The 22,100-nt window shown below is 60.2% G+C and carries 19 protein-coding genes; 14 read left to right on the top strand and 5 right to left on the bottom strand.

Features of this window, described 5'->3' with window-relative positions:
- Positions 1 to 274 precede the first annotated feature (274 nt).
- Genes gcvA through rlmM form a run of 3 tightly spaced genes read left to right on the top strand, consistent with a single transcriptional unit; the run spans position 275 to position 2,735 of the window.
- Entirely contained in the window at positions 275 to 1,192 is a 918-nt protein-coding gene (gene gcvA / locus C2E15_RS16945) for a glycine cleavage system transcriptional regulator GcvA (protein ID WP_104958402.1), read from the top strand.
- 54 nt (positions 1,193 to 1,246) lie between these two features.
- On the top strand, positions 1,247 to 1,642 hold the full coding sequence (locus tag C2E15_RS16940; RefSeq protein ID WP_104958401.1) for a DUF423 domain-containing protein: 396 nt from the start codon (positions 1,247 to 1,249) through the stop codon (positions 1,640 to 1,642).
- Positions 1,635 to 2,735 (top strand): 23S rRNA (cytidine(2498)-2'-O)-methyltransferase RlmM, encoded by a 1,101-nt coding sequence (rlmM, locus tag C2E15_RS16935; RefSeq protein ID WP_104958400.1) that lies wholly within the window; start codon positions 1,635 to 1,637, stop codon positions 2,733 to 2,735. The genes C2E15_RS16940 and rlmM overlap by 8 nt, the downstream gene beginning before the upstream one ends.
- A gap of 85 nt (positions 2,736 to 2,820) precedes the next feature.
- Here the strand turns inward: rlmM and xni are convergent, their stop codons facing one another.
- From xni to queF, 3 genes are all read right to left on the bottom strand, one after another.
- Entirely contained in the window at positions 2,821 to 3,606 is a 786-nt protein-coding gene (gene xni / locus C2E15_RS16930) for a flap endonuclease Xni (protein ID WP_104958399.1), read from the bottom strand.
- Positions 3,607 to 3,645: 39 nt separating this feature from the next.
- Complete coding sequence (ppnN, locus tag C2E15_RS16925; protein ID WP_104958398.1) at positions 3,646 to 5,013, bottom strand: nucleotide 5'-monophosphate nucleosidase PpnN; 1,368 nt, start codon at positions 5,011 to 5,013, stop codon at positions 3,646 to 3,648.
- A 183-nt stretch (positions 5,014 to 5,196) separates the two neighbouring features.
- Positions 5,197 to 6,042, bottom strand: a complete 846-nt coding sequence (queF, locus tag C2E15_RS16920) for an NADPH-dependent 7-cyano-7-deazaguanine reductase QueF (RefSeq protein WP_104958397.1) — start codon at positions 6,040 to 6,042, stop codon at positions 5,197 to 5,199.
- A 106-nt stretch (positions 6,043 to 6,148) separates the two neighbouring features.
- Here queF and syd point away from each other — a divergent pair, with 106 nt between their 5' ends.
- The 4 genes from syd to C2E15_RS16900 all read left to right on the top strand — a co-directional run bounded on the left by syd (position 6,149) and on the right by C2E15_RS16900 (position 8,873).
- On the top strand, positions 6,149 to 6,694 hold the full coding sequence (syd, locus tag C2E15_RS16915) for a SecY-interacting protein (protein WP_104959223.1): 546 nt from the start codon (positions 6,149 to 6,151) through the stop codon (positions 6,692 to 6,694).
- A 612-nt stretch (positions 6,695 to 7,306) separates the two neighbouring features.
- A complete protein-coding gene (locus C2E15_RS16910; RefSeq protein WP_104958396.1) occupies positions 7,307 to 7,636 on the top strand; it encodes a YqcC family protein in 330 nt (109 codons plus the stop codon).
- Entirely contained in the window at positions 7,636 to 8,415 is a 780-nt protein-coding gene (truC, locus tag C2E15_RS16905; RefSeq protein ID WP_104958395.1) for a tRNA pseudouridine(65) synthase TruC, read from the top strand. Before C2E15_RS16910 ends, truC begins: the two co-directional genes overlap by 1 nt.
- An 11-nt stretch (positions 8,416 to 8,426) precedes the next feature.
- Positions 8,427 to 8,873, top strand: a complete 447-nt coding sequence (locus tag C2E15_RS16900; RefSeq protein WP_104958394.1) for a flavodoxin — start codon at positions 8,427 to 8,429, stop codon at positions 8,871 to 8,873.
- Between the two features lie 33 nt (positions 8,874 to 8,906).
- Here the strand turns inward: C2E15_RS16900 and garD are convergent, their stop codons facing one another.
- Positions 8,907 to 10,469 (bottom strand): galactarate dehydratase, encoded by a 1,563-nt coding sequence (garD, locus tag C2E15_RS16895; RefSeq protein ID WP_104958393.1) that lies wholly within the window; start codon positions 10,467 to 10,469, stop codon positions 8,907 to 8,909.
- A 516-nt stretch (positions 10,470 to 10,985) separates the two neighbouring features.
- On the opposite strand from garD, the gene C2E15_RS16890 reads away from it, so the two are divergent.
- The 6 genes from C2E15_RS16890 to C2E15_RS16865 all read left to right on the top strand — a co-directional run bounded on the left by C2E15_RS16890 (position 10,986) and on the right by C2E15_RS16865 (position 17,957).
- On the top strand, positions 10,986 to 12,332 hold the full coding sequence (locus C2E15_RS16890) for an MFS transporter (protein ID WP_104958392.1): 1,347 nt from the start codon (positions 10,986 to 10,988) through the stop codon (positions 12,330 to 12,332).
- 9 nt (positions 12,333 to 12,341) lie between these two features.
- Positions 12,342 to 13,682, top strand: a complete 1,341-nt coding sequence (locus C2E15_RS16885) for an enolase C-terminal domain-like protein (RefSeq protein ID WP_104958391.1) — start codon at positions 12,342 to 12,344, stop codon at positions 13,680 to 13,682.
- A 16-nt stretch (positions 13,683 to 13,698) separates the two neighbouring features.
- Complete coding sequence (gudD, locus tag C2E15_RS16880; protein ID WP_104958390.1) at positions 13,699 to 15,039, top strand: glucarate dehydratase; 1,341 nt, start codon at positions 13,699 to 13,701, stop codon at positions 15,037 to 15,039.
- A gap of 23 nt (positions 15,040 to 15,062) precedes the next feature.
- On the top strand, positions 15,063 to 15,824 hold the full coding sequence (garL, locus tag C2E15_RS16875; protein WP_104958389.1) for a 2-dehydro-3-deoxyglucarate aldolase: 762 nt from the start codon (positions 15,063 to 15,065) through the stop codon (positions 15,822 to 15,824).
- Positions 15,825 to 15,843: 19 nt separating this feature from the next.
- On the top strand, positions 15,844 to 16,728 hold the full coding sequence (gene garR, locus C2E15_RS16870) for a 2-hydroxy-3-oxopropionate reductase (protein WP_146108560.1): 885 nt from the start codon (positions 15,844 to 15,846) through the stop codon (positions 16,726 to 16,728).
- 83 nt (positions 16,729 to 16,811) lie between these two features.
- Complete coding sequence (locus tag C2E15_RS16865; protein WP_104958388.1) at positions 16,812 to 17,957, top strand: glycerate kinase; 1,146 nt, start codon at positions 16,812 to 16,814, stop codon at positions 17,955 to 17,957.
- Here C2E15_RS16865 and barA read toward each other — a convergent pair.
- Positions 17,948 to 20,677 carry a two-component sensor histidine kinase BarA gene (gene barA, locus C2E15_RS16860; RefSeq protein WP_104958387.1) on the bottom strand — a complete coding sequence of 910 codons (2,730 nt, stop codon included), beginning with the start codon at positions 20,675 to 20,677 and terminating at the stop codon, positions 17,948 to 17,950. The genes C2E15_RS16865 and barA overlap by 10 nt on opposite strands.
- A gap of 91 nt (positions 20,678 to 20,768) precedes the next feature.
- On the opposite strand from barA, the gene rlmD reads away from it, so the two are divergent.
- A complete protein-coding gene (gene rlmD, locus C2E15_RS16855; RefSeq protein WP_104958386.1) occupies positions 20,769 to 22,085 on the top strand; it encodes a 23S rRNA (uracil(1939)-C(5))-methyltransferase RlmD in 1,317 nt (438 codons plus the stop codon).
- Positions 22,086 to 22,100: the final 15 nt, after the last annotated feature.

Genomic DNA, 22,100 nt, shown 5'->3' with positions numbered 1-22,100 from the left:
ACAGGAATAAACGGTAGCTGAGCCACCCGATCTGAAAAGCGTCAGATCAATTTGCAAACACAACATCACGACCACAAGCCAAAAGTCCTCTGAAATCAGCAGTTTCCCGCTTATTCTGAAAAACTTTTCGTTCCGGCTCAGGAAGTGCGGCAACTATAGGTATTTGCTGGAGCTTCCTCAACGGACAATTTATAATGTCTCGGATAAAAAAATCTAATACGTAACGCGCCGTTTACCGCTTGCGTCAAAGTGTTTCAGCCAAGACTTGGGAATCATGTCAAAACGTCTTCCACCACTTAATGCGTTGCGCGTTTTTGACGCCGCAGCGCGCCATCTCAGCTTTACAAAAGCGGCTGAAGAGCTGTTTGTTACGCAGGCTGCTGTAAGCCATCAGATAAAATCTCTGGAAGATTTTCTGGGTCTTAAGCTGTTTCGGCGGCGTAATCGTTCGTTATTGCTGACCGAAGAAGGTCAAAGCTACTATCTGGATATTAAGGAGATTTTTTCCGCGCTCAACGACGCCACGCGTAAACTGCAGGCGCGTAGCGCCAAGGGTGCATTGACCGTCAGCCTGCTGCCGAGCTTCGCTATTCAGTGGCTGGTGCCGCGCCTTTCCAGCTTTAACTCAGCTTATCCGGGGATCGACGTGCGCATTCAGGCGGTGGACCGCGAAGAGGAGAAGCTGGCGGATGATGTGGACGTGGCGATTTTCTACGGCCGCGGCAACTGGCCAGGGCTGCGGGTGGAGAAACTCTACGCTGAATATCTGCTGCCTGTCTGCTCGCCGCAGCTACTGACCAGTGATAAGCCGTTGAAAACGCCCGCCGATCTGGCGCATGTCACGCTGCTGCATGACGCCTCGCGCCGTGACTGGCAATCCTATACTCGTCAGCTAGGCTTGCAGCACATTAATGTGCAGCAGGGCCCGATTTTCAGCCACAGCGCCATGGTGTTGCAGGCGGCGATCCATGGTCAGGGCGTGGCGCTGGCTAACAACGTGATGGCGCAAAGCGAGATTGAGGCGGGCCGTCTAGTCTGTCCTTTCAATGACGTATTAGTCAGTAAGAATGCTTTTTATCTGGTTTGTCATGACAGTCAGGCAGAACTGGGTAAAATAGCCGCCTTTCGACAGTGGATTCTGGCAAAAGCGGCAAGCGAACAAGAAAAATTCCGCTTCCGTTACGCCAGTTAACCTATTTATCCGCGACGGAGTGACCCGGCGCGTTATGTTAACGAGGATCGTTCGATGTCCAGTCGTGCAATGTTGATTTTTTCCGCCATCAGCGGCTTTTTCTTTGTCGCTTTCGGCGCGTTTGGTGCGCACGTACTTAGCCAGTCTCTCGGCCCGACGGAGATGGCCTGGATCCATACCGCGCTCGATTATCAGGCCTGGCACACCCTGGCGATTATCGGCCTGGCGGCCGCGATGCTGCGCCGCGCCAATATCTGGTTTTACTGGAGCAGCGCGTTTCTGGCTCTGGGCGTAGTACTGTTCAGCGGCAGCCTTTACTGCCTCGCGCTCTCCCATTTGAAGATGTGGGTCTTCGTGACGCCGGTGGGCGGCACCTGCTTCCTGATTGGTTGGGTTTTAATGTTAATTGGCGCGCTGCGTCTGAAGAGAAAGGCAGATCGCCATGAATAAAGTGTTGTTGTATTGCCGCTCCGGCTTTGAAAAAGAGTGCGCGGCGGAAATTACCGATAAAGCGGCGCAGCGCGAAGTCTACGGCTTTGCGCGCGTAAAAGAGAACGCCGGTTACGTGCTGTTTGAGTGCTACGAAGCGACAGATGCCGACAAGCTGGCGCGCGAGCTGCCGTTCAGCGAGCTGATTTTTGCCCGTCAGATGGTGGTGGTGGGCGAGCTACTGCGTGACCTGCCGCCAGAGGATCGTATTGCGCCGATCGCCGGTATGCTGAACGGCGCGGTGGAGAAGGGCGGCGAGCTGCGCGTCGAGGTGCCGGACACCAACGAAGCGAAAGAGCTGCTGAAGTTCTGCCGTAAGTTTACCGTTCCGCTGCGCACTGCGCTGCGCCAGCAGGGTAGCCTGCTGAACTACGAAAGCGACAAGCGGCCGGTGGTTCACGTTTTCTTTATCGCCTCCGGCCATTGCTACGCGGGATACTCTTATCCCGCCAATAATTCGCCGTTCTTTATGGGCATCCCGCGTCTTAAGTTTCCCGCCGACGCGCCCAGCCGTTCCACGTTAAAGCTGGAAGAGGCGTTTCACGTCTTTATTCCCGCCGACGAGTGGGACGAACGTCTGGGGAGCGGCATGTACGCGGTGGACCTGGGCGCCTGCCCTGGCGGCTGGACCTATCAGCTGGTGAAACGCAGCATGATGGTGCATGCGGTGGATAACGGCCCGATGGCGCCAAGCCTGATGGACACCGGACAGGTGATGCATCACCGCGAGGATGGCTTTAAGTATCGTCCGACGCGCAGCAATATCAGCTGGCTGGTGTGCGATATGGTAGAAAAACCGGTACGCGTCGCCAGCCTGATGGCGGAGTGGCTAATCAACGGCTGGTGCCGCGAGGCGATTTTCAACCTCAAGCTGCCGATGAAAAAGCGTTATGAAGAGGTGTCGCAGAACCTGGCGATGATTCAGGAGAAGCTGCAGGAAAACGGCATCAATGCGCAGATTCAGGCGCGTCAGCTCTATCACGATCGCGAAGAGGTAACGGTGCATATCCGTCGCATCTGGGGCGCCGCGCCGGGCCGCCGCGACGAGCGCTAAGCGGTATCCGGCCGCGCGCCTGCGGGATAGTCGCCGCGCCCTGAACCCTTCCTGCCCTGCGGCGCGTCAGAGATGGCGCGCCGTTTTACATGGGCGCGACGCCATTTCCGTGCGCCGGGTTGGCCAGACGCAGATCTTTCAAATTGCCGTTTAGCTGCAGATCGGTGCGCAGCGTGGCGACGCGCTGGCTGATAAAGGCCATCTCACGCTGTTCCGCCAGCTTTTTACGCCACTTCTCCGGCACCGCCTCAAACTGCTGGTAGAGCTGTGCCAGCGAGCCGAACTGCAGCAGCAGCTGGCTGGCGCTTTTCGGCCCGATGCCGGCGACGCCCGGAATTTTGCTGCTGCTGATGCCCGCCAGCCCCCAATAGTCGGTAAGCTGCTGTGGCGCCACGCCGAATTCGGCATCGATAAAAGGCTGATCGAGCCAGCGTTTCTGGAAGTAGTCGCGGATGCGGATCGCCGGCGCCAGCAGCTGGCAGTAGCCTTTATCGGTCGAAACGATGGTCGCCTGATAGCCGCTTTGCGCCACTTTAACCGCCAGCGTGGCGGCCAGATCGTCCGCCTCATCGCCTTCGGCGGACCAGCATGCGACCCCCGCCTGACGAAACGCCGCCTGAATCTGCGGCATCTCGCGCTGCAGATCGTCCGGCATCGGCGGACGCCCCGCCTTGTAATCGGGCAGCAGCTGATGGCGCCAGCCTTCGCGCCGCAGTTCGTCGTCAAACACCGCCACCGCGTGGGTCGGTTGTGTATGCCCCAGCAGCTGCTGCAGCGCGGCGACGCAGCGCTCCTGACAGGGGCTGCCCTGCACGGCGTGAATGCGGCGAATAAGGTTAAGCGCGTCAACAATAAGTAAATGAATCGTCATCATAGAATCCGGGCGGCCTGATGCCGCCCGTATAGCCGTTTATTTAATGATTTCGTAACACGGGATATAAGCGGTGCCCGGCAGTTTCATACGGTGCTGCGCGACAAAGCCTTGCAGCAGATCGTCCATGCGGCGCATGATGGCCGGCTCGCCGTGCAGCTTATACGGACCTTTTTGGCGGATCTCGCGAATGCCCATCTCCTTCACGTTGCCGGCCACAATGCCGGAGAAGGCGCGGCGCAGCGCAGCGGCCAGTTTTTCCGGCGGCTGATCGGGATAGAGATTGAGGTTAGCCATATTGTCGTGAGTCGGCAGGAAGGGCACCTGCAGATCCGGCTCAATACGCAGCGACCAGTTGAAGCTGTAGGCGTCGCCGCTTTCACGACGGTTCTCTTTCACCTGCGGCATCGCTTTTTTCATCTGGCGCGCCACTTCGGCCGCATCGTCGATAATGATGGTGTAGTGGCGGCGCGCCTGCTCGCCGACGGTGTTGACGATAAACTCATCCAACACGCGGAAGTAATCGGCGCTCTCTTTCGGCCCGGTCAGGATCAGCGGCAGCACCTGATCGTTGTTTTCCGGGTTCATCAGAATGCCCAGCAGATAGAGCAGCTCTTCCGCCGTGCCCACGCCGCCCGGGAAAATGATAATACCGTGGGCGATGCGCACAAAGGCTTCCAGACGTTTTTCGATGTCCGGCATGATAATCAGTTCGTTCACCAGCGGGTTAGGCGGCTCCGCGGCGATAATGGAGGGTTCGGTCAGGCCGATAAAGCGCCCTTCGCGATAGCGTTGCTGCGCATGGCCGACGGCGGCGCCTTTCATCGGCGCTTCCATGACCCCCGGCCCGCAGCCGGTGCAGATATTCAGCTCGCGCAGCCCAAGCTGGGTGCCGACGTTGCGGCAGTATTGATATTCGGTCGCGTTGATCGAGTGGCCGCCCCAGCAGACCACCATATTGGGATACTCCCCAACGTGCAGCGCGCGCGCGTTACGCAGAATAGAGAACACCAGGTTGGTAATGTGCGCGGAGTTTTTGACATCGACCTGCTGGTGAAAGCGCCCGCCGGCGACCAGCTGGCCGTTGACGAACAGAATATCGCGCAGCACGGCGAACAGGTTGGCCTGCAGCGAGCGGATAATGCGCCCGTCGACAAAGGCCTCTTCCGGCGGATTGATCAGCTCCAGCTTCACGCCGCGTTCGCGGCGCAGCACGTTGATATCGAAGTTTTCGAAACGGGAGAGCAGCTCATGGCTGCTGTCGGTCTGGCTGCCGGAATTAAGCACGGCGAGGGAGCAGTTGCGAAACAGCTGGTAGAGGTCACTGCTGGCCGTACGCTTCAGCATGTCGACTTCCAGTTGCGAGAGCAGATCCATCGAGCCGAGTGGGCTGATATGTGTAATCAAGTGAACTCCTTTACACCCGCCAGGGTGACAAATGACACCGCGCGGCGACGTCAGCCGCGCGGTGACGAGAAAATCCCTGAGCGATGGGGCCATGCCACCGCTGCTTCTCAGAGTAGCCTTCTCCTGCCTGGTTTCTCAACCGATTCCTGTAACAGAAGGTTGTCCTGCGAGCCGCGCCGCAGTTTACTGACGCACCAGACGAGAACGGCTCGGTTTGAAATCCGTATTGCTGCGCCACGGATTGATATCCAGGCCGCCGCGCCGCGTATAGCGGGCGTAAACCGACAGCGTTTCCGGACGGCAGAAGCGCAGCAGATCGTTAAAGATGCGCTCTACGCACTGCTCGTGGAACTCGTTGTGATGACGGAATGACACCAGGTAGCGCAGCAGCGCTTCGCGGTTGATGCGCGGCCCGCGATAGCGGATCTGCACCGAGCCCCAGTCCGGTTGGTTGGTGATCAGGCAGTTGGATTTCAACAGATGGCTGGTCAGCGTCTCTTCCACAATATCACTGCCTGCGGCGTCGGCCAGGTAATCGGCGTTGAACTGATAGTCGTCGATGCTGATATCCTGCTCATCGATACAGACGCCTTCGAAGTGGCCGATCGGCTGCGCTTCGATCTCCTGCAGGCGGAACAGCGCCACGCTGACGTCGCCCTGCGCGCAGGCGCTTAAATCGCGCTCCAGCGTCTGGCGCACCTCGCCCCAGTCGGCGAAACGCGTCTGGTTAAAGCTGTTAAGATAGAGCTTGAAGCTCTTCGACTCGATCAGGTTGATGCTGTCGGCACGCAGTGCCACTTCGCCGACGGCGACCTGCGGCACGCCTTTCGCGTTGAGCCAGGAAAGCTCATATAAGGTCCAGATGTCCGCGCCGTGAAAGGGCAGGTTATCGGGATAAAGCCCCAGCGGTTCGCGGTTCAGCGAACGGGGTACCGCCTGTAGCAGCGCCGGATCGTAGCGATCCTGATAGGCGGTAGGCTTGCCCAGCGTCAGGCCGGCAAGCGCCTGGTGGTTTTCATAAGAAGACATAACGTAGCCTCAGACCCGCCCGGAAAGGCGAGCAACCTCTTTTCGGTGATAAAGAAACAATCAATAAAGGCTGTAAGTGTAACTCAGGCAGCCTGGAGTGAAAAAAATGAATAATGATATCGCCACCGCGCTGCGCGACTTTACGCAGCGCTACTGCCAGCAGTGGCAGCAGCAGCATGGCCATCTGCCCGCCAGCGCTGATCTCTACGGCATCGCTTCGCCCTGCGAGGTGGAGAGCCGCGACGGCGTTGTGCTGTGGCGACCGCAGCCTTTCAGCGCCGAGCCAGATCTGGCGGCGGTGGAAAGAGCGCTGGAGCTGCGGCTGCAGCCAGCGGCGGCGCGCTACTATACTACGCAATATGCGGGCGACATGCAGGCGATGTTCGAAGGCCAGCCCATTACGCTGCTGCAGGTCTGGAGCGAAGCCGATTTTGCGCGCGTACAGGAAAACCTGATCGGCCATCTGGTGATGAAAAGGCGTCTGAAACAAACGCCGACCCTGTTTATCGCTACCACTGAATCTGATCTGGATGTGGTTTCGCTCTGCAACCTGAGCGGCGAAGTGGTGCTGGAAAAGCTCGGCACGCCGCAGCGCAAAGTGCTGGCACCGGACATACAGACTTTTCTTAATAGTTTACAACCGGTTAGTTAGGTTATTGAGAGATTGCCCGGTGGTTTTGTAAGATATATCTCACATTGTCTGTGAGAGATCGCCAGAATCACCGGCAGAAAAAAACAGCACGCTTTTGTGAAAATAATGTAAATCATAAACTTAGTGCAGAGCGGGTTTTCAGATTTACGCCAGGCTTCATTGTTAAAGGAAAAGGTAGCTTGTTTCCTTCGCTGAGTCAGGCAAACTGCTCAGCATCGGAAAGGGAAGCCGGGGAATGGATAACGTCAGGAAGATGTTCATCAGGATGATGTTGCGCGCTCAGGAAGATGCGCCGACAGGATCGCTTCAGGATGAAGCAGACAGCTCCAGGATGGATGAACAGGGACACCTCCAGGAAGGAGAATGAGAGCCAGACAGGATGACTGGCGGGCCAGGACGCTAAAGGATAATCGTCAGGAAGGCGATGATGTCAGGAAGACAACAGGGAAAAGTTTTCATGGACGAGCAGGGAGCGTCGAAGTAGCTGGATAGCTGCAAACGAACCGGGGGCACTGTATAACAGTGCCCCTTTTTTTATGTCGCGCGTTTTCCCCCGCCTCCGCCAGTGCTATGCTTGCCGCCCTTAAAATTCCACCCGTTGTGAGGATGCCGATGCACCGAGAACATCAGGTTCGCCAGGGGTTGCTGGCGGTTGAAGCCTTGCTGAAAACGCATGCGCTGTGGCGCAGCGAAGCGCCCGAAGCGGCGGCGTTCGCCAGCACGCAGCCCTTTTTCCTCGATACCATGCAGCCGCTGGAGTGGCTGCAGTGGGTGCTGATCCCGCGCATGCACGCGCTGCTCGACGCCGGCGATCAGCTGCCGCAAAACTTCGCCATCGCCCCCTATTATGAAGTGGCGCTGGAAGCGGACACGCCGGGAAGAGGCGCGCTGCTGACCCATCTCAACGCGCTTGATGCACTGTTTGTCGCCGCAGGTCGCTGATGCTGGAGATTATCTATCAGGATGAATGGCTGGTGGCCGTCAATAAGCCGGCCGGTTGGCTGGTGCATCGCAGCTGGCTCGATCGCAAAGAAAAAGTGGTGGTGATGCAGACGGTGCGCGATCAGATCGGACAACATGTATTTACCGCGCACCGGCTTGACAGGCCCACGTCCGGCGTACTGCTGATGGGGCTGTCCAGTGAGGTGGGGCGCCTGCTGTCGCAGCAGTTCGAGCAGCATCAGATGCGCAAAACCTACCACGCCGTGGTGCGCGGCTGGCTGGAAGGGGCGGACCGGCTCGACTATCCGCTCACCGAAGAGCTGGATAAGATTGCTGATAAGTTCGCCTCGCCCGATAAAGGGCCGCAGCCGGCGGTGACCGACTGGCGTGGGCTGGCTATCACCGAGCAGCCGGTGGCCATCGGCCGCTATCCCTCGGCGCGCTATAGCCTGATCGAACTGCAACCGGCAACCGGGCGCAAACATCAGCTGCGCCGTCATCTCTCCCATCTGCGTCATCCGATCATCGGCGATACCACGCATGGCGATCTGCGCCAAAACCGCGGCGCCGCGCAGCACTTCGGCTGTGAGCGTTTGATGCTGCACGCCAGCAGCCTGGCGCTTAACCATCCGGTAACGGGCGAACCGCTACTGATCCGCGCCGGGCTTGATGAGAGCTGGCAGCGTATGATGCAGTACTTTGGCTGGCAGCAGCTTCTCCCCGAACTTCCCAGGGTTGAGTTTGACCCGCAGCCAGGTCAGGATAAGGCACCACAATAAGGGAGAAGGTTATGGCGCAGATTGGTATTTTCGTCGGCACGGTTTACGGCAACGCGTTGCTGGTGGCGGAAGAGGCGGAGCCTGTGCTGCAGGCGCAGGGGCATGAGGTGAAGATTTTTGAGGATCCGCGCCTCAGCGACTGGCAGCAGTACAGCGATAAAGTGGCGCTGGTGGTAACCTCGACCACCGGCCACGGCGACTTCCCGGACAGCATTGCCGGGCTGTATCACGACGTGAAGGATAAGCTGGGCCATCAGCCGCAGCTGCGCTACGGCGTTATCGCGCTGGGCGACAGCAGCTATGAAAACTTCTGCGGCGCCGGAAAAACCTTCGACGCCCAGCTGCAGGAGCAGGGCGCGACCCGCGTCGGCGAGCTGCTGCTGGTGGACGCGATGGAATCGCCGGAGCCGGAAAGCGTCAGCACCCCCTGGGTAGAAAACTGGGGTAAGCTGCTGTAGCGCCGGCCGCTCCGGCCACGTAAAACCACGGCGTCAGGTCACCGGCGCCGGGTTAAACACCGCCAGCGCGTTGCGAATGCCCCAGCGATCGGACCAGGTTTGCTGGCGGCCGCTGGCGATCTCCAGGATCAGCTCAAACAGCCGCCAGCCCACCTGCTCAATGGTCTCTTCCCCTGTCGCAATAGTGCCCGCGTTGATATCCATCAGATCGTGCCAGCGCGTCGCCAGCGCAGTGCGCGTCGCCATTTTGATCACCGGGATCGCCGCCAGGCCGTACGGGGTGCCGCGTCCGGTGGTAAATACCTGTAAGGTGATGCCGGAAGCCATCTGCTGCGTGCCGCAGACAAAATCACTGGCGGGGGTCGCCGCATAGATTAACCCGCGTTTGGTCGGCCGCTGGCCGGGCGAGAGAACCTCGACGATGGCGCTGCGCCCTGACTTGGCGATAGAGCCAAGCGCTTTCTCCACCACGTTCGCCAGCCCGCCTTTTTTATTGCCCGGCGAAGGGTTGGCGCTGCGATCGGTTTGCCCCAGGCTCAGGTAGTCATCATACCAGGCCATCTCCTCCAGCAGACGTTTTCCCGTCGCTTCGTCCACCACGCGCGGCGTCAGCAGATGGATCGCGTCACGCACCTCCGTCACTTCGGAAAACATCACCGTCGCGCCGCAGCGCACCAGCAGATCGGAGGCGAAGCCGACCGCCGGATTGGCCGTCACGCCGGAAAAGGCGTCGCTGCCGCCGCACTGCATACCGACAATCAGCTCGGATGCCGGGCAGGTTTCCCGCTGGCGCTGATTCAGGCGCTGAAGATGGCGCTCCGCCACCTGCAGGATCTCCTGCACCATCGCTTCGAAGCCGACGTGGCGCTCATCCTGCAGCCGCACGATATCTTCGTCGCCGAGTGAGATTGCCTGCACATCATCGCCGTTGGCGGCCAGCAGTCGCTCCGGCTGCAGCTTTTCACAGCCGAGGCTGACCACCATCACTTCGCCGCCGAAATTAGCGTTCAGCGCCAAATTATGAATGGTGCGGATCGGTACCACCGCTGCCGGCGCGTTGATCGCCACGCCGCAGCCGTAGAGATGATTGAGCGCCACCACGCCATCGACGTTGGGATAACGCGGCAGCAGCTCGCGTTCGATAATATTGACCACGTAATCGACCACGCCGGCGACGCAGTGAACGCTGGTGGTGATGCCCAGCAGATTGCGCGTGCCGACGCTGCCGTCGGCGTTGCGGTAGCCTTCGAAGGTGTAGCCTTCCAGCGGCGGCAGCGATTCCGGCACGCGCGTCGCCAGCGGCAGGCTCGCCAGCGGCGGCGCTTCGGGCAGCGCCACCAGCGACTCTTCAATCCAGCCGCCCTGCGGAATAGCGCGCAGGGCATAGCCGATCACCTCGCCGTAGCGGCGTATCGCTTCGCCGCGCGCAATGGGCGTCAGCGCCACCTTATGGCCCTGAGGAATATGCTCGGTCAGCTGCAGGCCGCAGGGAAAAACCGACCCTGCGGTCAGGCCGTTGTCATTCACCACGATAGCGACATTATCGGCTTCGTGTACCCGGATATAGCGCGGCGTCTCTTCACGAATCGTTTTCATTGCTTCGGCGTCCAGTAAACGGAAAAAGAGTGGAGTGGGGGATGGCGCAGGCGAAACCGCGTCTTTAGTTTTTGCTGCTAACGAGTATAAGGAGGGGCCATCGCCCCGGCATTATGCAGATGTCCGATTTTATGCCGCCGATTTACGTCATTTTCAGGCGTTGGAACAAGTGCAAGTGAAGAGGCTCACAAAGCCGAGCCCTGAGCGCCGCGCGTTCCCGTCTCGCCGCCGGAAAAAAACGATTCCGTGAGCGGTGCCGCAGCGACTTGTGCAAACGCCATAAATTAAGCGCTTCATGCCGTTGAATGTAGGGCTTTCTTCCAGTGAATTGCGCCGATGCGCTCCATATACTTTTTCTCGAGTTTGACGACAGGTGAAGCAGCCGCGCTGCGTAATAGCTGTTTTTGCTAACGAATAATCATCGCCATGTTCAACCCAACCTCATTCTGATACCCAACGCGATGTGTATGCAGTCAGAGTGGAAAGTAGCGTATTGCTATATTTCAGGAGTGCATCATGAATTCATACAGCCAGGCGGAAAGCGCCGTAGAAAAAAGAACGAACGCGCGATACTGGATCGTAGTGATGCTGTTTATCGTCACTTCGTTTAACTACGGCGACCGCGCCACCCTCTCGATCGCCGGCTCGTCGATGGCGAAAGATATCGGGCTCGATCCCGTCGGCATGGGCTATATCTTCTCCGCCTTCTCATGGGCCTACGTGATTGGCCAGATCCCGGGTGGCTGGCTGCTCGACCGCTTCGGTTCGAAGCGCGTCTACTTCTGGAGCATCTTCATCTGGTCGCTGTTTACCCTGCTGCAGGGCTTCGTCAATGTCTTTGAAGGCTTTACCGTGATCGTCGCGCTGTTCATGCTGCGCTTCCTGGTCGGGCTGGCGGAAGCGCCTTCGTTCCCCGGCAATAGCCGCATCGTCGCCGCCTGGTTCCCGGCGCAGGAGCGCGGTACCGCCGTGGCGATTTTTAACTCGGCGCAATATTTCGCTACGGTGATCTTCGCGCCAATTATGGGCTGGCTGACCGCGCAGGTGGGCTGGGCGCACGTCTTCTGGTTTATGGGCGGTCTCGGCATCATCCTCAGCTTTGTCTGGCTGAAAGTGATCCACGATCCTAACGACCATCCGGGCGTCAACCGCGCCGAGCTGGAGTATATGGAGAAGGGCGGCGCGCTGATCAATATGGATGTGAAAAAAGCGCAGGAGAAAGTCAGCGGGCGCGAGAAGTGGGGGCAGATTCGTCAGCTGATCACCTCGCGCATGATGCTCGGCATCTACCTTGGCCAGTACTGCATCAACGCGCTGACCTACTTCTTTATCACCTGGTTCCCGGTCTATCTGGTGCAGGCGCGCGGCATGTCGATTCTGAAGGCGGGCTTTATCGCCTCTATTCCGGCGATCTGCGGCTTTCTCGGCGGCGTGCTGGGCGGAGTGATCTCCGACTGGCTGATGCGTAAAACCGGCTCGCTGAACATCGCCCGCAAAACCCCTATTGTGCTGGGCATGCTGCTCTCGATTTCAATGGTTACCTGTAACTACGTCGAAACCGAATGGGTGGTGGTGTTCTTCATGGCGACCGCCTTCTTCGGCAAGGGGATCGGCGCGCTGGGCTGGGCGGTGATGGCGGATACCGCGCCGAAAGAGATCAGCGGACTGAGCGGCGGCCTGTTCAATATGTTCGGCAATATCTCCGGCATCGTCACGCCGATCGCTATCGGCTATATCATCGCGGTGACGGGCTCCTACAACGGCGCGCTGATCTACGTTGGCATCCATGCGCTGGTGGCGGTGCTGAGCTACCTGGTGCTGGTGGGCGATATCAAGCGCATCGAACTGAAAAAGATAGCGTAAGGAGCGACGATGAACACGCAAAGCACGCCGGTGATTACCGGGATGAAAGTGGTACCGGTGGCCGGCTACGACAGTATGCTGCTGAACATCGGCGGCGCGCATAGCGCCTTCTTTACCCGCAACATCGTGGTGCTGACCGACAGCGCCGGGCATACCGGCCTCGGCGAAGCGCCGGGCGGCGAGACCATTTATCAGACTCTGCTTGCCGCCGTTCCGCAGGTGGTGGGGCAGGAGGTCGCGCGCATGAACCGGCTGGTGCAGCAGGTTCACAAAGGCAACCAGCACGCCGATTTCGATACCTTCGGCAACGGCGCCTGGACCTTTGAGCTGCGGGTCAATGCGGTGGCGGCGCTGGAGGCGGCGCTACTCGATCTGCTCGGCCAGTTTCTCGGCGTACCGGTGGCGGAGCTGCTCGGCCCTGGCCAACAGCGCGACGCGGTCACGGTGCTGGGCTACCTGTTCTATATCGGCGACCGGCAGAAAACCGATCTGCCCTATCTTAGCGGCGACGGTGCGAGCCACGACTGGTATCGCCTGCGTCATCAACAGGCGCTGGACAGCGATGCGGTGGTGCGGCTGGCGGAAGCGGCGCAGGATCGTTACGGCTTTAAAGATTTCAAGCTAAAGGGCGGCGTGCTGCCGGGCGAGGATGAGATCGATACCGCGCGCGCGCTGAAAAAGCGCTTTCCCGAGGCGCGCATCACCGTCGATCCCAACGGCGCCTGGCGACTGGATGAGGCGATCGCGCTCTGTAAGGGGATGCAGGATGTGCTGAGCTATGCCGAAGATCCCTGCGGCGCGGAACAGGGCTACTCCGGACGCGAAGTGATGGCGGAGTTCCGCCGCGCCACCGGGCTGCCGGTTGCGACTAATATGATCGCCACCAACTGGCGAGAGATGCAGCATGCGGTGATGCTAAACGCCGTCGACATTCCGCTGGCCGATCCGCACTTCTGGACGCTGAGCGGCGCGGTGCGTGTCGCGCAGCTGTGCGACGACTGGGGCCTGACCTGGGGCTGCCACTCCAATAACCACTTCGATATCTCGCTGGCGATGTTTACCCACGTCGGCGCCGCCGCGCCGGGCAAACCGACCGCCATCGACACCCACTGGATTTGGCAGGAGGGCGATCAGCGCCTGACCCGAGAGCCATTGCAGATCCGGCAAGGCAAAATCACCGTGCCGGATAAGCCCGGGCTTGGCATTGAGCTGGATCCGGAGCGCCTGCAGCAGGCGCATGAGCTGTATAAAACCTTGCCGGGTGGCGCACGCAACGATGCCACCGCCATGCAGTATCTGATCCCCGGCTGGACATTTGATCGCAAGCGCCCGGTGTTCGGGCGCAGGTAAGCATAAGGAATCGACCATGAGCCAACAGAACGCCACGCCGAAAATTACCGCGATGCAGGTCATCCCGGTCGCCGGCCACGACAGCATGCTGCTGAACCTGAGCGGCGCACACGCACCTTTCTTCACCCGCAATATCGTGATCATCAAGGATAACGCGGGCCACACCGGCGTCGGTGAAATTCCGGGCGGCGAAAAAATCCGTCAGACGCTGGAAGAGGCGGCGGCGCTGATTATCGGCCATACGCTGGGCGAATATAAAAACCTGCTTAATCGGGTGCGTGCCACTTTTGGCGATCGCGACGCCGGCGGGCGTGGCAGCCAGACGTTCGATCTGCGCACCACCATTCACGTGGTAACCGGCATTGAAGCGGCGCTGCTTGACCTGCTCGGCCAGTTCCTCGGCGTCAACGTTGCCAGCCTGCTGGGCGAAGGCCAGCAGCGCGATCGCGTCGAAATGCTGGGCTACCTGTTCTACGTCGGCGATCGCCGCAAAACCCCATTGCCTTATCAGAGCGAGCCAGACGCCAGCTGCGACTGGTACCGCCTGCGCCACGAAGAGGCGCTGACGCCGGAAACCGTGGTGCGACTGGCGGAAGCGGCCTATGAAAAGTATGGCTTCAACGACTTTAAGCTGAAGGGCGGCGTACTGGCGGGCAGCGAAGAGGCGGAAGCGGTCACCGCGCTGGCGCAGCGCTTCCCCGACGCGCGCATCACCCTCGACCCCAACGGCGCCTGGTCGCTGGAAGAGTCGATTCAGCTGGGCAAGCAGCTGCGCAACGTGCTGGCCTATGCAGAAGATCCGTGCGGCGCAGAGCAGGGCTATTCCGGCCGCGAAGTAATGGCGGAGTTCCGCCGCGCCACCGGGCTGCCAACCGCCACCAACATGATCGCCACCGACTGGCGGCAGATGGGCCACACGCTTTCACTGCAGTCGGTGGATATCCCGCTGGCCGATCCGCACTTCTGGACTATGCAGGGGTCGGTGCGTGTGGCGCAGATGTGCCATGAGTTCGGCCTGACCTGGGGCTCCCACTCCAATAACCATTTCGATATTTCGCTGGCGATGTTTACCCACGTCGCCGCCGCTGCGCCCGGCAACATCACAGCCATCGACACCCACTGGATTTGGCAGGAGGGCAACCAACGCCTGACGAAACAGCCGCTGGAGATCAATGGCGGCATGGTGCAGGTGCCGCAGACGCCGGGCCTCGGCGTAGAGCTGGATATGGATCAGGTGATGAAGGCGCATGAACTTTATCAGAAGCACGGCCTGGGCGCGCGCGACGACGCGCAGGCGATGCAGTTCCTCGTCCCGAACTGGACATTCAATAACAAGCGGCCCTGCCTGGTGCGCTAAGCGCCTAACCAAGAGGAAACAGAATGAGCTATCCCAACCGTTTTCGTCAGCGCCTGCTGAGCGGTGAAACCCTGATTGGCAGCTGGTGTTCGCTGGCCAATCCCATCACTACCGAAGTTCTGGGGCTGGCAGGGTTTGACTGGCTGGTGCTGGATGGCGAGCATGCGCCGAACGATATCACCACCTTCGTGCCGCAGCTGATGGCGCTAAAAGGCAGCCCGAGCGCCGCCGTGGTGCGTCCGCCCTGCAACGAGCCGGTGATCATTAAGCGCCTGCTGGATATTGGCTTCTATAACTTCCTGATCCCCTTTGTCGAGAGCGAAGAGGAGGCGCGCATGGCGGTCGCTTCGACGCGCTATCCGCCTGCCGGCATTCGTGGCGTATCGGTTTCGCACCGCAGCAATATGTACGGCACGCTGCCGGATTATAACCTCGACATCAACAGCAATATCAGCGTGCTGGTGCAGATCGAAAGCCAGCAGGGCGTGGATAACCTCGACAGCATCATCGCCGTCGACGGCGTCGACGGCATCTTCGTCGGTCCGGGCGATCTCTCCGCCGCGCTCGGCTATCTCGGTCAGCCCGCCCATCCTGAGGTGCTGAAGGTCATCCAGCATATCTTCGCCCGCGCCAGAGCGGCGGGCAAACCGAGCGGCATCCTGGCGCCGGTCGAGGCGGACGCGCGCCGCTATCTCGAATGGGGCGCGACCTTCGTCGCGGTAGGCAGCGATCTTGGCGTCTTCCGCAACGCGACGCAGGCGCTGTGCGACCGTTTCAAAAAATAAATTAACAGGGGGAATCACCATGAAAGTTGGATTTATCGGCCTGGGCATCATGGGCAAACCGATGAGTAAAAACCTGCTGAAAGCGGGGCACACGCTGGTGGTGCGCGACTCCAGCCCGGCCAACGAGGCGGAGCTGGTTGAGCTGGGGGCTACCACAGCGAAAAGCGCGAAAGAGGTGGCGCAGCAGTGCGAGGTGATCATCACCATGCTGCCTAACTCGCCGCAGGTGAAAGAGGTGGCGCTGGGCGAGAACGGCATCATCGACGGCGCGAAAGCGGGCACGGTACTGATCGATATGAGTTCCATCGCGCCGCTGGCGAGCCGCGAAATTCATCAGGCGCTGGCGGAAAAGGGCATCAATATGCTCGACGCGCCGGTCAGCGGCGGCGAGCCAAAGGCGATCGACGGTACGCTGTCAGTGATGGTCGGCGGTGATAAGGCGCTGTTCGACGCCCACTACGATCTGCTGAAATCGATGGCGGGCTCGGTGGTGCATACCGGCGATATCGGCGCGGGCAATGTGACTAAGCTGGCGAATCAGGTGATCGTGGCGCTGAATATCGCCGCGATGTCCGAGGCGCTGACCCTCGCCACGAAAGCGGGCGTTAATCCTGAGCTGGTGTATCAGGCGATCCGCGGCGGCCTGGCGGGCAGCACGGTGCTGGACGCCAAAGCGCCGATGGTAATGGATCGCAACTTCAAGCCGGGTTTCCGCATCGATCTGCATATCAAAGATCTCAGCAACGCGCTCGACACCTCGCACGGCGTCGGCGCGCAGCTGCCGCTCACCGCCGCTGTCATGGAAATGATGCAGGCGTTGAAGGCCGATGGCATGGGCACCGCCGATCACAGCGCGCTGGCCTGCTATTATGAGAAATTAGCGAAGGTTGAAGTTTCACGCTAGCCAGCCGCTCCGGTTATGTTGCCGGTCGGGCTGACCGGCTTCGTTCTCTGGCTGCGGCCAGCTCAACAGCGCTCGGACAATTTATGAAAATCGTTATTGCACCGGATTCGTATAAAGAGAGTTTATCCGCCCTGCAGGTCGCAGCGGAGATTGAAAACGGCTTTCGTGCGATCTTTCCTGACGCGCAATACGTCAAGCTGCCGGTGGCGGATGGCGGCGAAGGGACCGTAGAGGCGATGGTCGCGGCGACGCGGGGTAAAATCGTCAGGCTGCGCGTCACCGGGCCGCTTGGCGAACCGGTGGAAGCCTTTTACGGTCTGTCCGGCGACGAGAGCTGCGCTTTTATTGAGATGGCCGCGGCCAGCGGGCTGGAGCTGGTGCCCGCCGCGCAGCGCGATCCGCGCGTCACCACCACCTGGGGCACCGGCGAGCTGATCCGCAATGCGCTCGATCGCGGCGTACAGCACTTTATTATCGGCATCGGCGGCAGCGCGACCAACGACGGCGGCGCCGGCATGGCGCAGGCGCTGGGGGCGCGGCTGCTTAACCAACAGGGCGAGCAGATCGGCTACGGCGGCAGCGCGCTGGCGACGCTGGCGCGCATCGATATCAGCGCGCTGGATGCGCGCCTGGCGCAGTGCCGCTTCGAGGTAGCCTGTGACGTAACCAATCCGCTAACCGGCGAAGCGGGCGCATCGGCGGTGTTCGGCCCGCAAAAGGGGGCGACGCCGGAGCTGGTGGCGGAACTGGATGCGGCGCTGGCGCACTATGCGGCGGTGATCCAGCGCGATCTTGATATCGACGTGCTGCATATTCCCGGCGGCGGCGCAGCAGGCGGCATGGGCGCGGCGCTGCACGCCTTTTGCCAGGCGGAGCTGCGGCGCGGCATTGAAATCGTCACCGAGGCGCTCGGCCTCGATGAGCTGGTGAAGGACGCGACGCTGGTGATCACCGGCGAAGGGCGTATCGATAGCCAGACCATTCATGGCAAGGTGCCGATTGGCGTGGCGAAGGTGGCGAAGCGCTACAATAAACCGGTGATCGGCATCGCCGGCAGCCTGACGGCGGATGTCGGCGTGGTGCATCAGCATGGCATCGACGCGGTGTTTAGCGTTATCTACTCTATCTGTACGCTGGAGGAGGCGCTGGATGATGCGGCGCAAAACGTGCGCATGACGGCGCGCAATATCGCCGCCGCCTTAAAAATAGGCCAGACGTTTCAGGATTGACTCAAAATGTGGCGCGCCTCCTGCGCCACATTATCCATCTCATCCAGCAGCTCCAGCAGTTCCGGCTCCAGCGACGCCACATCGCCGCTGATGCGCAGGCTGTGTTCAATCTGACGACAGAGCTGCTTCATGCGCGGCACGCCGCTGTAGCTGGCGCTGCCGTGCAGCTTATGAATGATTTCACGCAGACCGTACTGGCGATTATCCGCCAGGCTCTGTTCCACCTTTTCCCGTACCTCGGGCAGAAAATCGAGCAGCATCTGCAGCAGATCGCGTGCCAGCTCCGGCTTATTGGCGGCCTGACGCAGCGCCAGCTGCCAGTCGAGCGAAGGGGAAACCAGCGGCGTTTCCACCGTCTGCGGCTGCAGCGAAGGGGAGTAGCGCGCCAGCAGGTGACTCAGTTTTACCTCGTCTATCGGCTTGGCGAGATAGTCATTCATGCCCGCTTTGATCAGATGTTCGCGTTCGCCATCGATGGCGTGCGCCGTGACGGCGATAATCGGCGTATTGGCGTGCTGCGGCATCTCGCGGATCAGCTCGCTGGCGCGAATGCCGTCGATCTCCGGCATCTGAATATCCATCAGAATAATGTCCAGTGCCTGCTGCTGCGCCAGCGCAATCGCCTTTTCACCGCTGTCGCACAGCACGATGCTCTCTACCTGTTCCTCCAGCAGCGCGCCGATCAGCTTCAGGTTCGCCGGGTTATCGTCCACCGCCATCACCGACAGCGGCAGTCGCGTGCGCGCGGGCAGGTCGTAAAGTTTGCGCGCGTGCAGATCGAGCATAATCGGCAGCAGGCGCGTGCGCGTGACCGGCTTGCACAGACAGGCATCGATGCCGCGCGTCTTCAGCAGCTCCGCCTGCAGCAGCATCTGGCTCGGCAACGCGACGATCACACAGTCGGCGCGCGCTGTCAGACTGTTGATATAAGCCTGTGATAGCACGCTCTCGGTGCGCTGGCCGATCGCCATTCCCACCAGCAGCATATCGTAGCGCGCATCGGTCAGCCCTTCGAGCGTCAGACTGTAGCTGACCTGCAGCGGCGTGGCGCCGAGCATATCCAGCGTTGCCTGCGCCGCTGCCGGGTTTGCCTCGACATAGGCGAGACGCTTGCCGCGCAGCCCGTCCAGCGCGCGTGGATCGCTGGCGGCGTTAGGGTTCAGCGCCAGGCTGACGTGGAACCAGAAGGTCGATCCCTGATTGAGACGGCTGTGGAAGGCGATTTCACCGCCCATTTCGTTCACCAGCTTTTGCGTGATCACCAGGCCCAGCCCGGTGCCGCCGTGGCGGCGGGAGATGCTGGCATCAGCCTGGCGGAACGCCTGAAACAGCTGCGACTGCTGCTTTTCGGCGATGCCGATGCCAGTATCGTGAACCTGCACCTCCAGCTCGACGCTGCTGTTGCTCAGGCTGCGCTTCTCGACGCGAATATCGATATTGCCGCGCTCGGTGAATTTCACCGCATTGCCGATCAGATTGGTGAGGATCTGCTGCAGGCGCAGCGGATCGCCAATCACGTTATCCGGCACTTCGCCCTGCACATTGATGGTCAGCTCCAGCCCTTTATCGTGGGCCGAAGGCGCCAGCAGCACCAGGGTCTCATCCAGCGTGGCGCGCAGCGGGAAGGGGATCGATTCCAGCACCAGCTTGCCCGCTTCCAGCTTCGAGAAGTCCAGCACGTCGTTGATGATACTGAGCAGGTTGTTCGCCGATCGCTCAATGGTGTGCAGGTAGTCGCGCTGGGTGGCGGTCAGCGGCGTTTTCAACGTCTGGCGCGTAAAGCCGATCACGCCGTTGAGCGGGGTGCGCAGCTCATGGGACATATTCGCCAGGAATTCCGACTTGATGCGCGCCGCCTCCTGCGCGCGCCGTTTCGCCAGATCCAGCTCGACGTTCTGGATCTCCATCTGCTCCAGGGTTTCGCGCAGGTCAGAGGTTGCCTGGTCAATGTTTTGCTGCATCTCTTCATGGTAGGCAGTGAGCGACATCGCCATCGCGTTGATGCCGTTTTTCAGCATATCCAGCTCGCCAAGCATATACCCCTCGACACGGCTATCGAGCTGGCCGCGACGAATGCGATCCACCGTGCTGACCATATTGCGGATCGGGCCGGTGACGTCGCGCATCAGCCGGTAGGCGAACATCATGGCGATACAGAGGCAGAACAGCAGCAGCAGGGTAGCGACAAACACCTCTTTATACTGCTGCAGCCTCACCGACTGCAGATCCAGCTCAATGGCTACGTAGCCCAGCGGATTGTCGGTGGGCTTGACGTCGCGCCCCGGCGACTCGTCGGGATAGTAACTTTCCGACACCACCGGCGTACGCAGCACCATCGCGTTGCCGCGGCGTTCAATCACCGTCAGGCTCGGCACGCTGGCGCCTTCCGGCAGGCGCAGCAGATCCTGATTGAGATGGTAGTTGGAGGTGACGAAGATCTGATTCTTGTCATCAAACACCGTAATGGCGCGCACGATATCGGAATGGCGGCGATGCAGCAGGCTTACCAGCTGACGCACCGATTCGCGGCTGTGAAAGGTCATACCATATTCACTGGAGACCGCCAGCGGCTCGATAATATTGGCGCCTGCGTCCACCAGCTGCCGCTGCAGCTCGTTGTAGCGATGCACCACAAAAAAGGTGCTGAGCAGCAGGCCGATCATCAGCGTCGGCGCCAGTATTAAAATCATCATCCTTGCCCGCAGGCTGTATTTGGTCATGGTAGTCCGGTGTGAGACAATTGCGCCGGGCAGTGACGCTGCAGAGCAGGCGTGACTTCGCGTAGCAATTATTCAGAGATTCTATTCCACTATGGCGCAATTCTACTCCGCAAAACGGCGTGTGACGACCCGGCAAACCGTTACCGTCACTATTCACGATCTTGATGCGTTCGGCCAGGGCGTGGCGCGCCATCAGGGCAAGACGCTGTTTGTCAGCGGCGCGCTGCCGGGCGAGCAGGTTGAGGTAACGCTGCTGGAGGATAAGCGCCAGTACGCGCGCGGCCGCGCGCAGCGGATTCTGCAGCCCAGCGCGGAGCGGGTGACGCCGCGCTGCCCGTGGTTTAACGCCTGCGGCGGCTGTCAGCAGCAGCACGCGTCACAAGCGCTGCAGCAGCAGAGCAAAGCGAAGGCGCTGGCGCATCTGTTGACGCGCGAAACCGGCCGCGAGATCGCGGTAGATGAAATTATCGGCGACAGCGCTTACGGCTATCGCCGCCGCGCCCGTCTGGGGCTGCAGTATCAACCGAAAACGCAGACGCTGCAGATGGGCTTTCGTAAAACCGGCTCCAATGACCTGGTTTCGATCGACTGCTGCCCCATTTTGAAGCCCGAGCTGGAGGCGCTGCTGCTGCCGTTGCGCGCCTGCCTGGCCTCGCTGCAGGCAGTGCGCCGACTGGGCCATGTCGAGCTGGTGCTGGCGGACAACGGGCCGCTGCTGGTGTTACGCCATCTCGATCCGCTGAGCGCCGGCGACCGGCAAAAGCTGGAACAGTTTTCGCATAAGCATCAGCTGGCGCTATTTCTCGCCCCGGACAGCGAACAGACGGTGCAGGTGACCGGCGAGCAGCCTTACTATCTGTCTCATCAGCTGAAGTTAACCTTTAGCCCGCGCGATTTTATTCAGGTCAACGATGCGGTGAATCAGAAAATGGTGGCGACGGCGCTGGCATGGCTCGATCTGCAGCCGGGCGACCGCGTGCTGGACCTGTTCTGCGGTATGGGCAACTTCACGCTTCCGATCGCGAAATGTGTACAAAATGTTGTGGGTGTGGAGGGGGTAGCAGCTTTAGCGGCGCAAGGTGCGTATAATGCCAGGCTAAACGGCCTTGAAAATATCACCTTTTTTCATGAGAACCTGGAAGAAGATGTAACGCGCCAGCCGTGGGCGGCGCACGGCTTTGATAAGGTGTTACTGGATCCGGCGCGCGCGGGCGCCGGCGGAGTGATGCAGCATATTGCTAAACTTGCGCCGCAACGCGTTGTCTATGTTTCCTGTAATCCGACTACACTTGCCCGGGACAGCCAGGTGCTGCTGGCTGCCGGTTACCAACTGGAAAGGGTCGCGATGCTCGATATGTTCCCGCATACGGGCCATCTTGAATCCATGGTGCTATTCAGTAAAACGTAAGTATCTTTACAGGTT

It is taken from the genome of Mixta gaviniae, assembly GCF_002953195.1.
In the GTDB taxonomy this organism is placed as follows: Bacteria; Pseudomonadota; Gammaproteobacteria; order Enterobacterales; family Enterobacteriaceae; genus Mixta; species Mixta gaviniae.
This window is presented reverse-complemented; position numbering and strand designations above follow the sequence as displayed.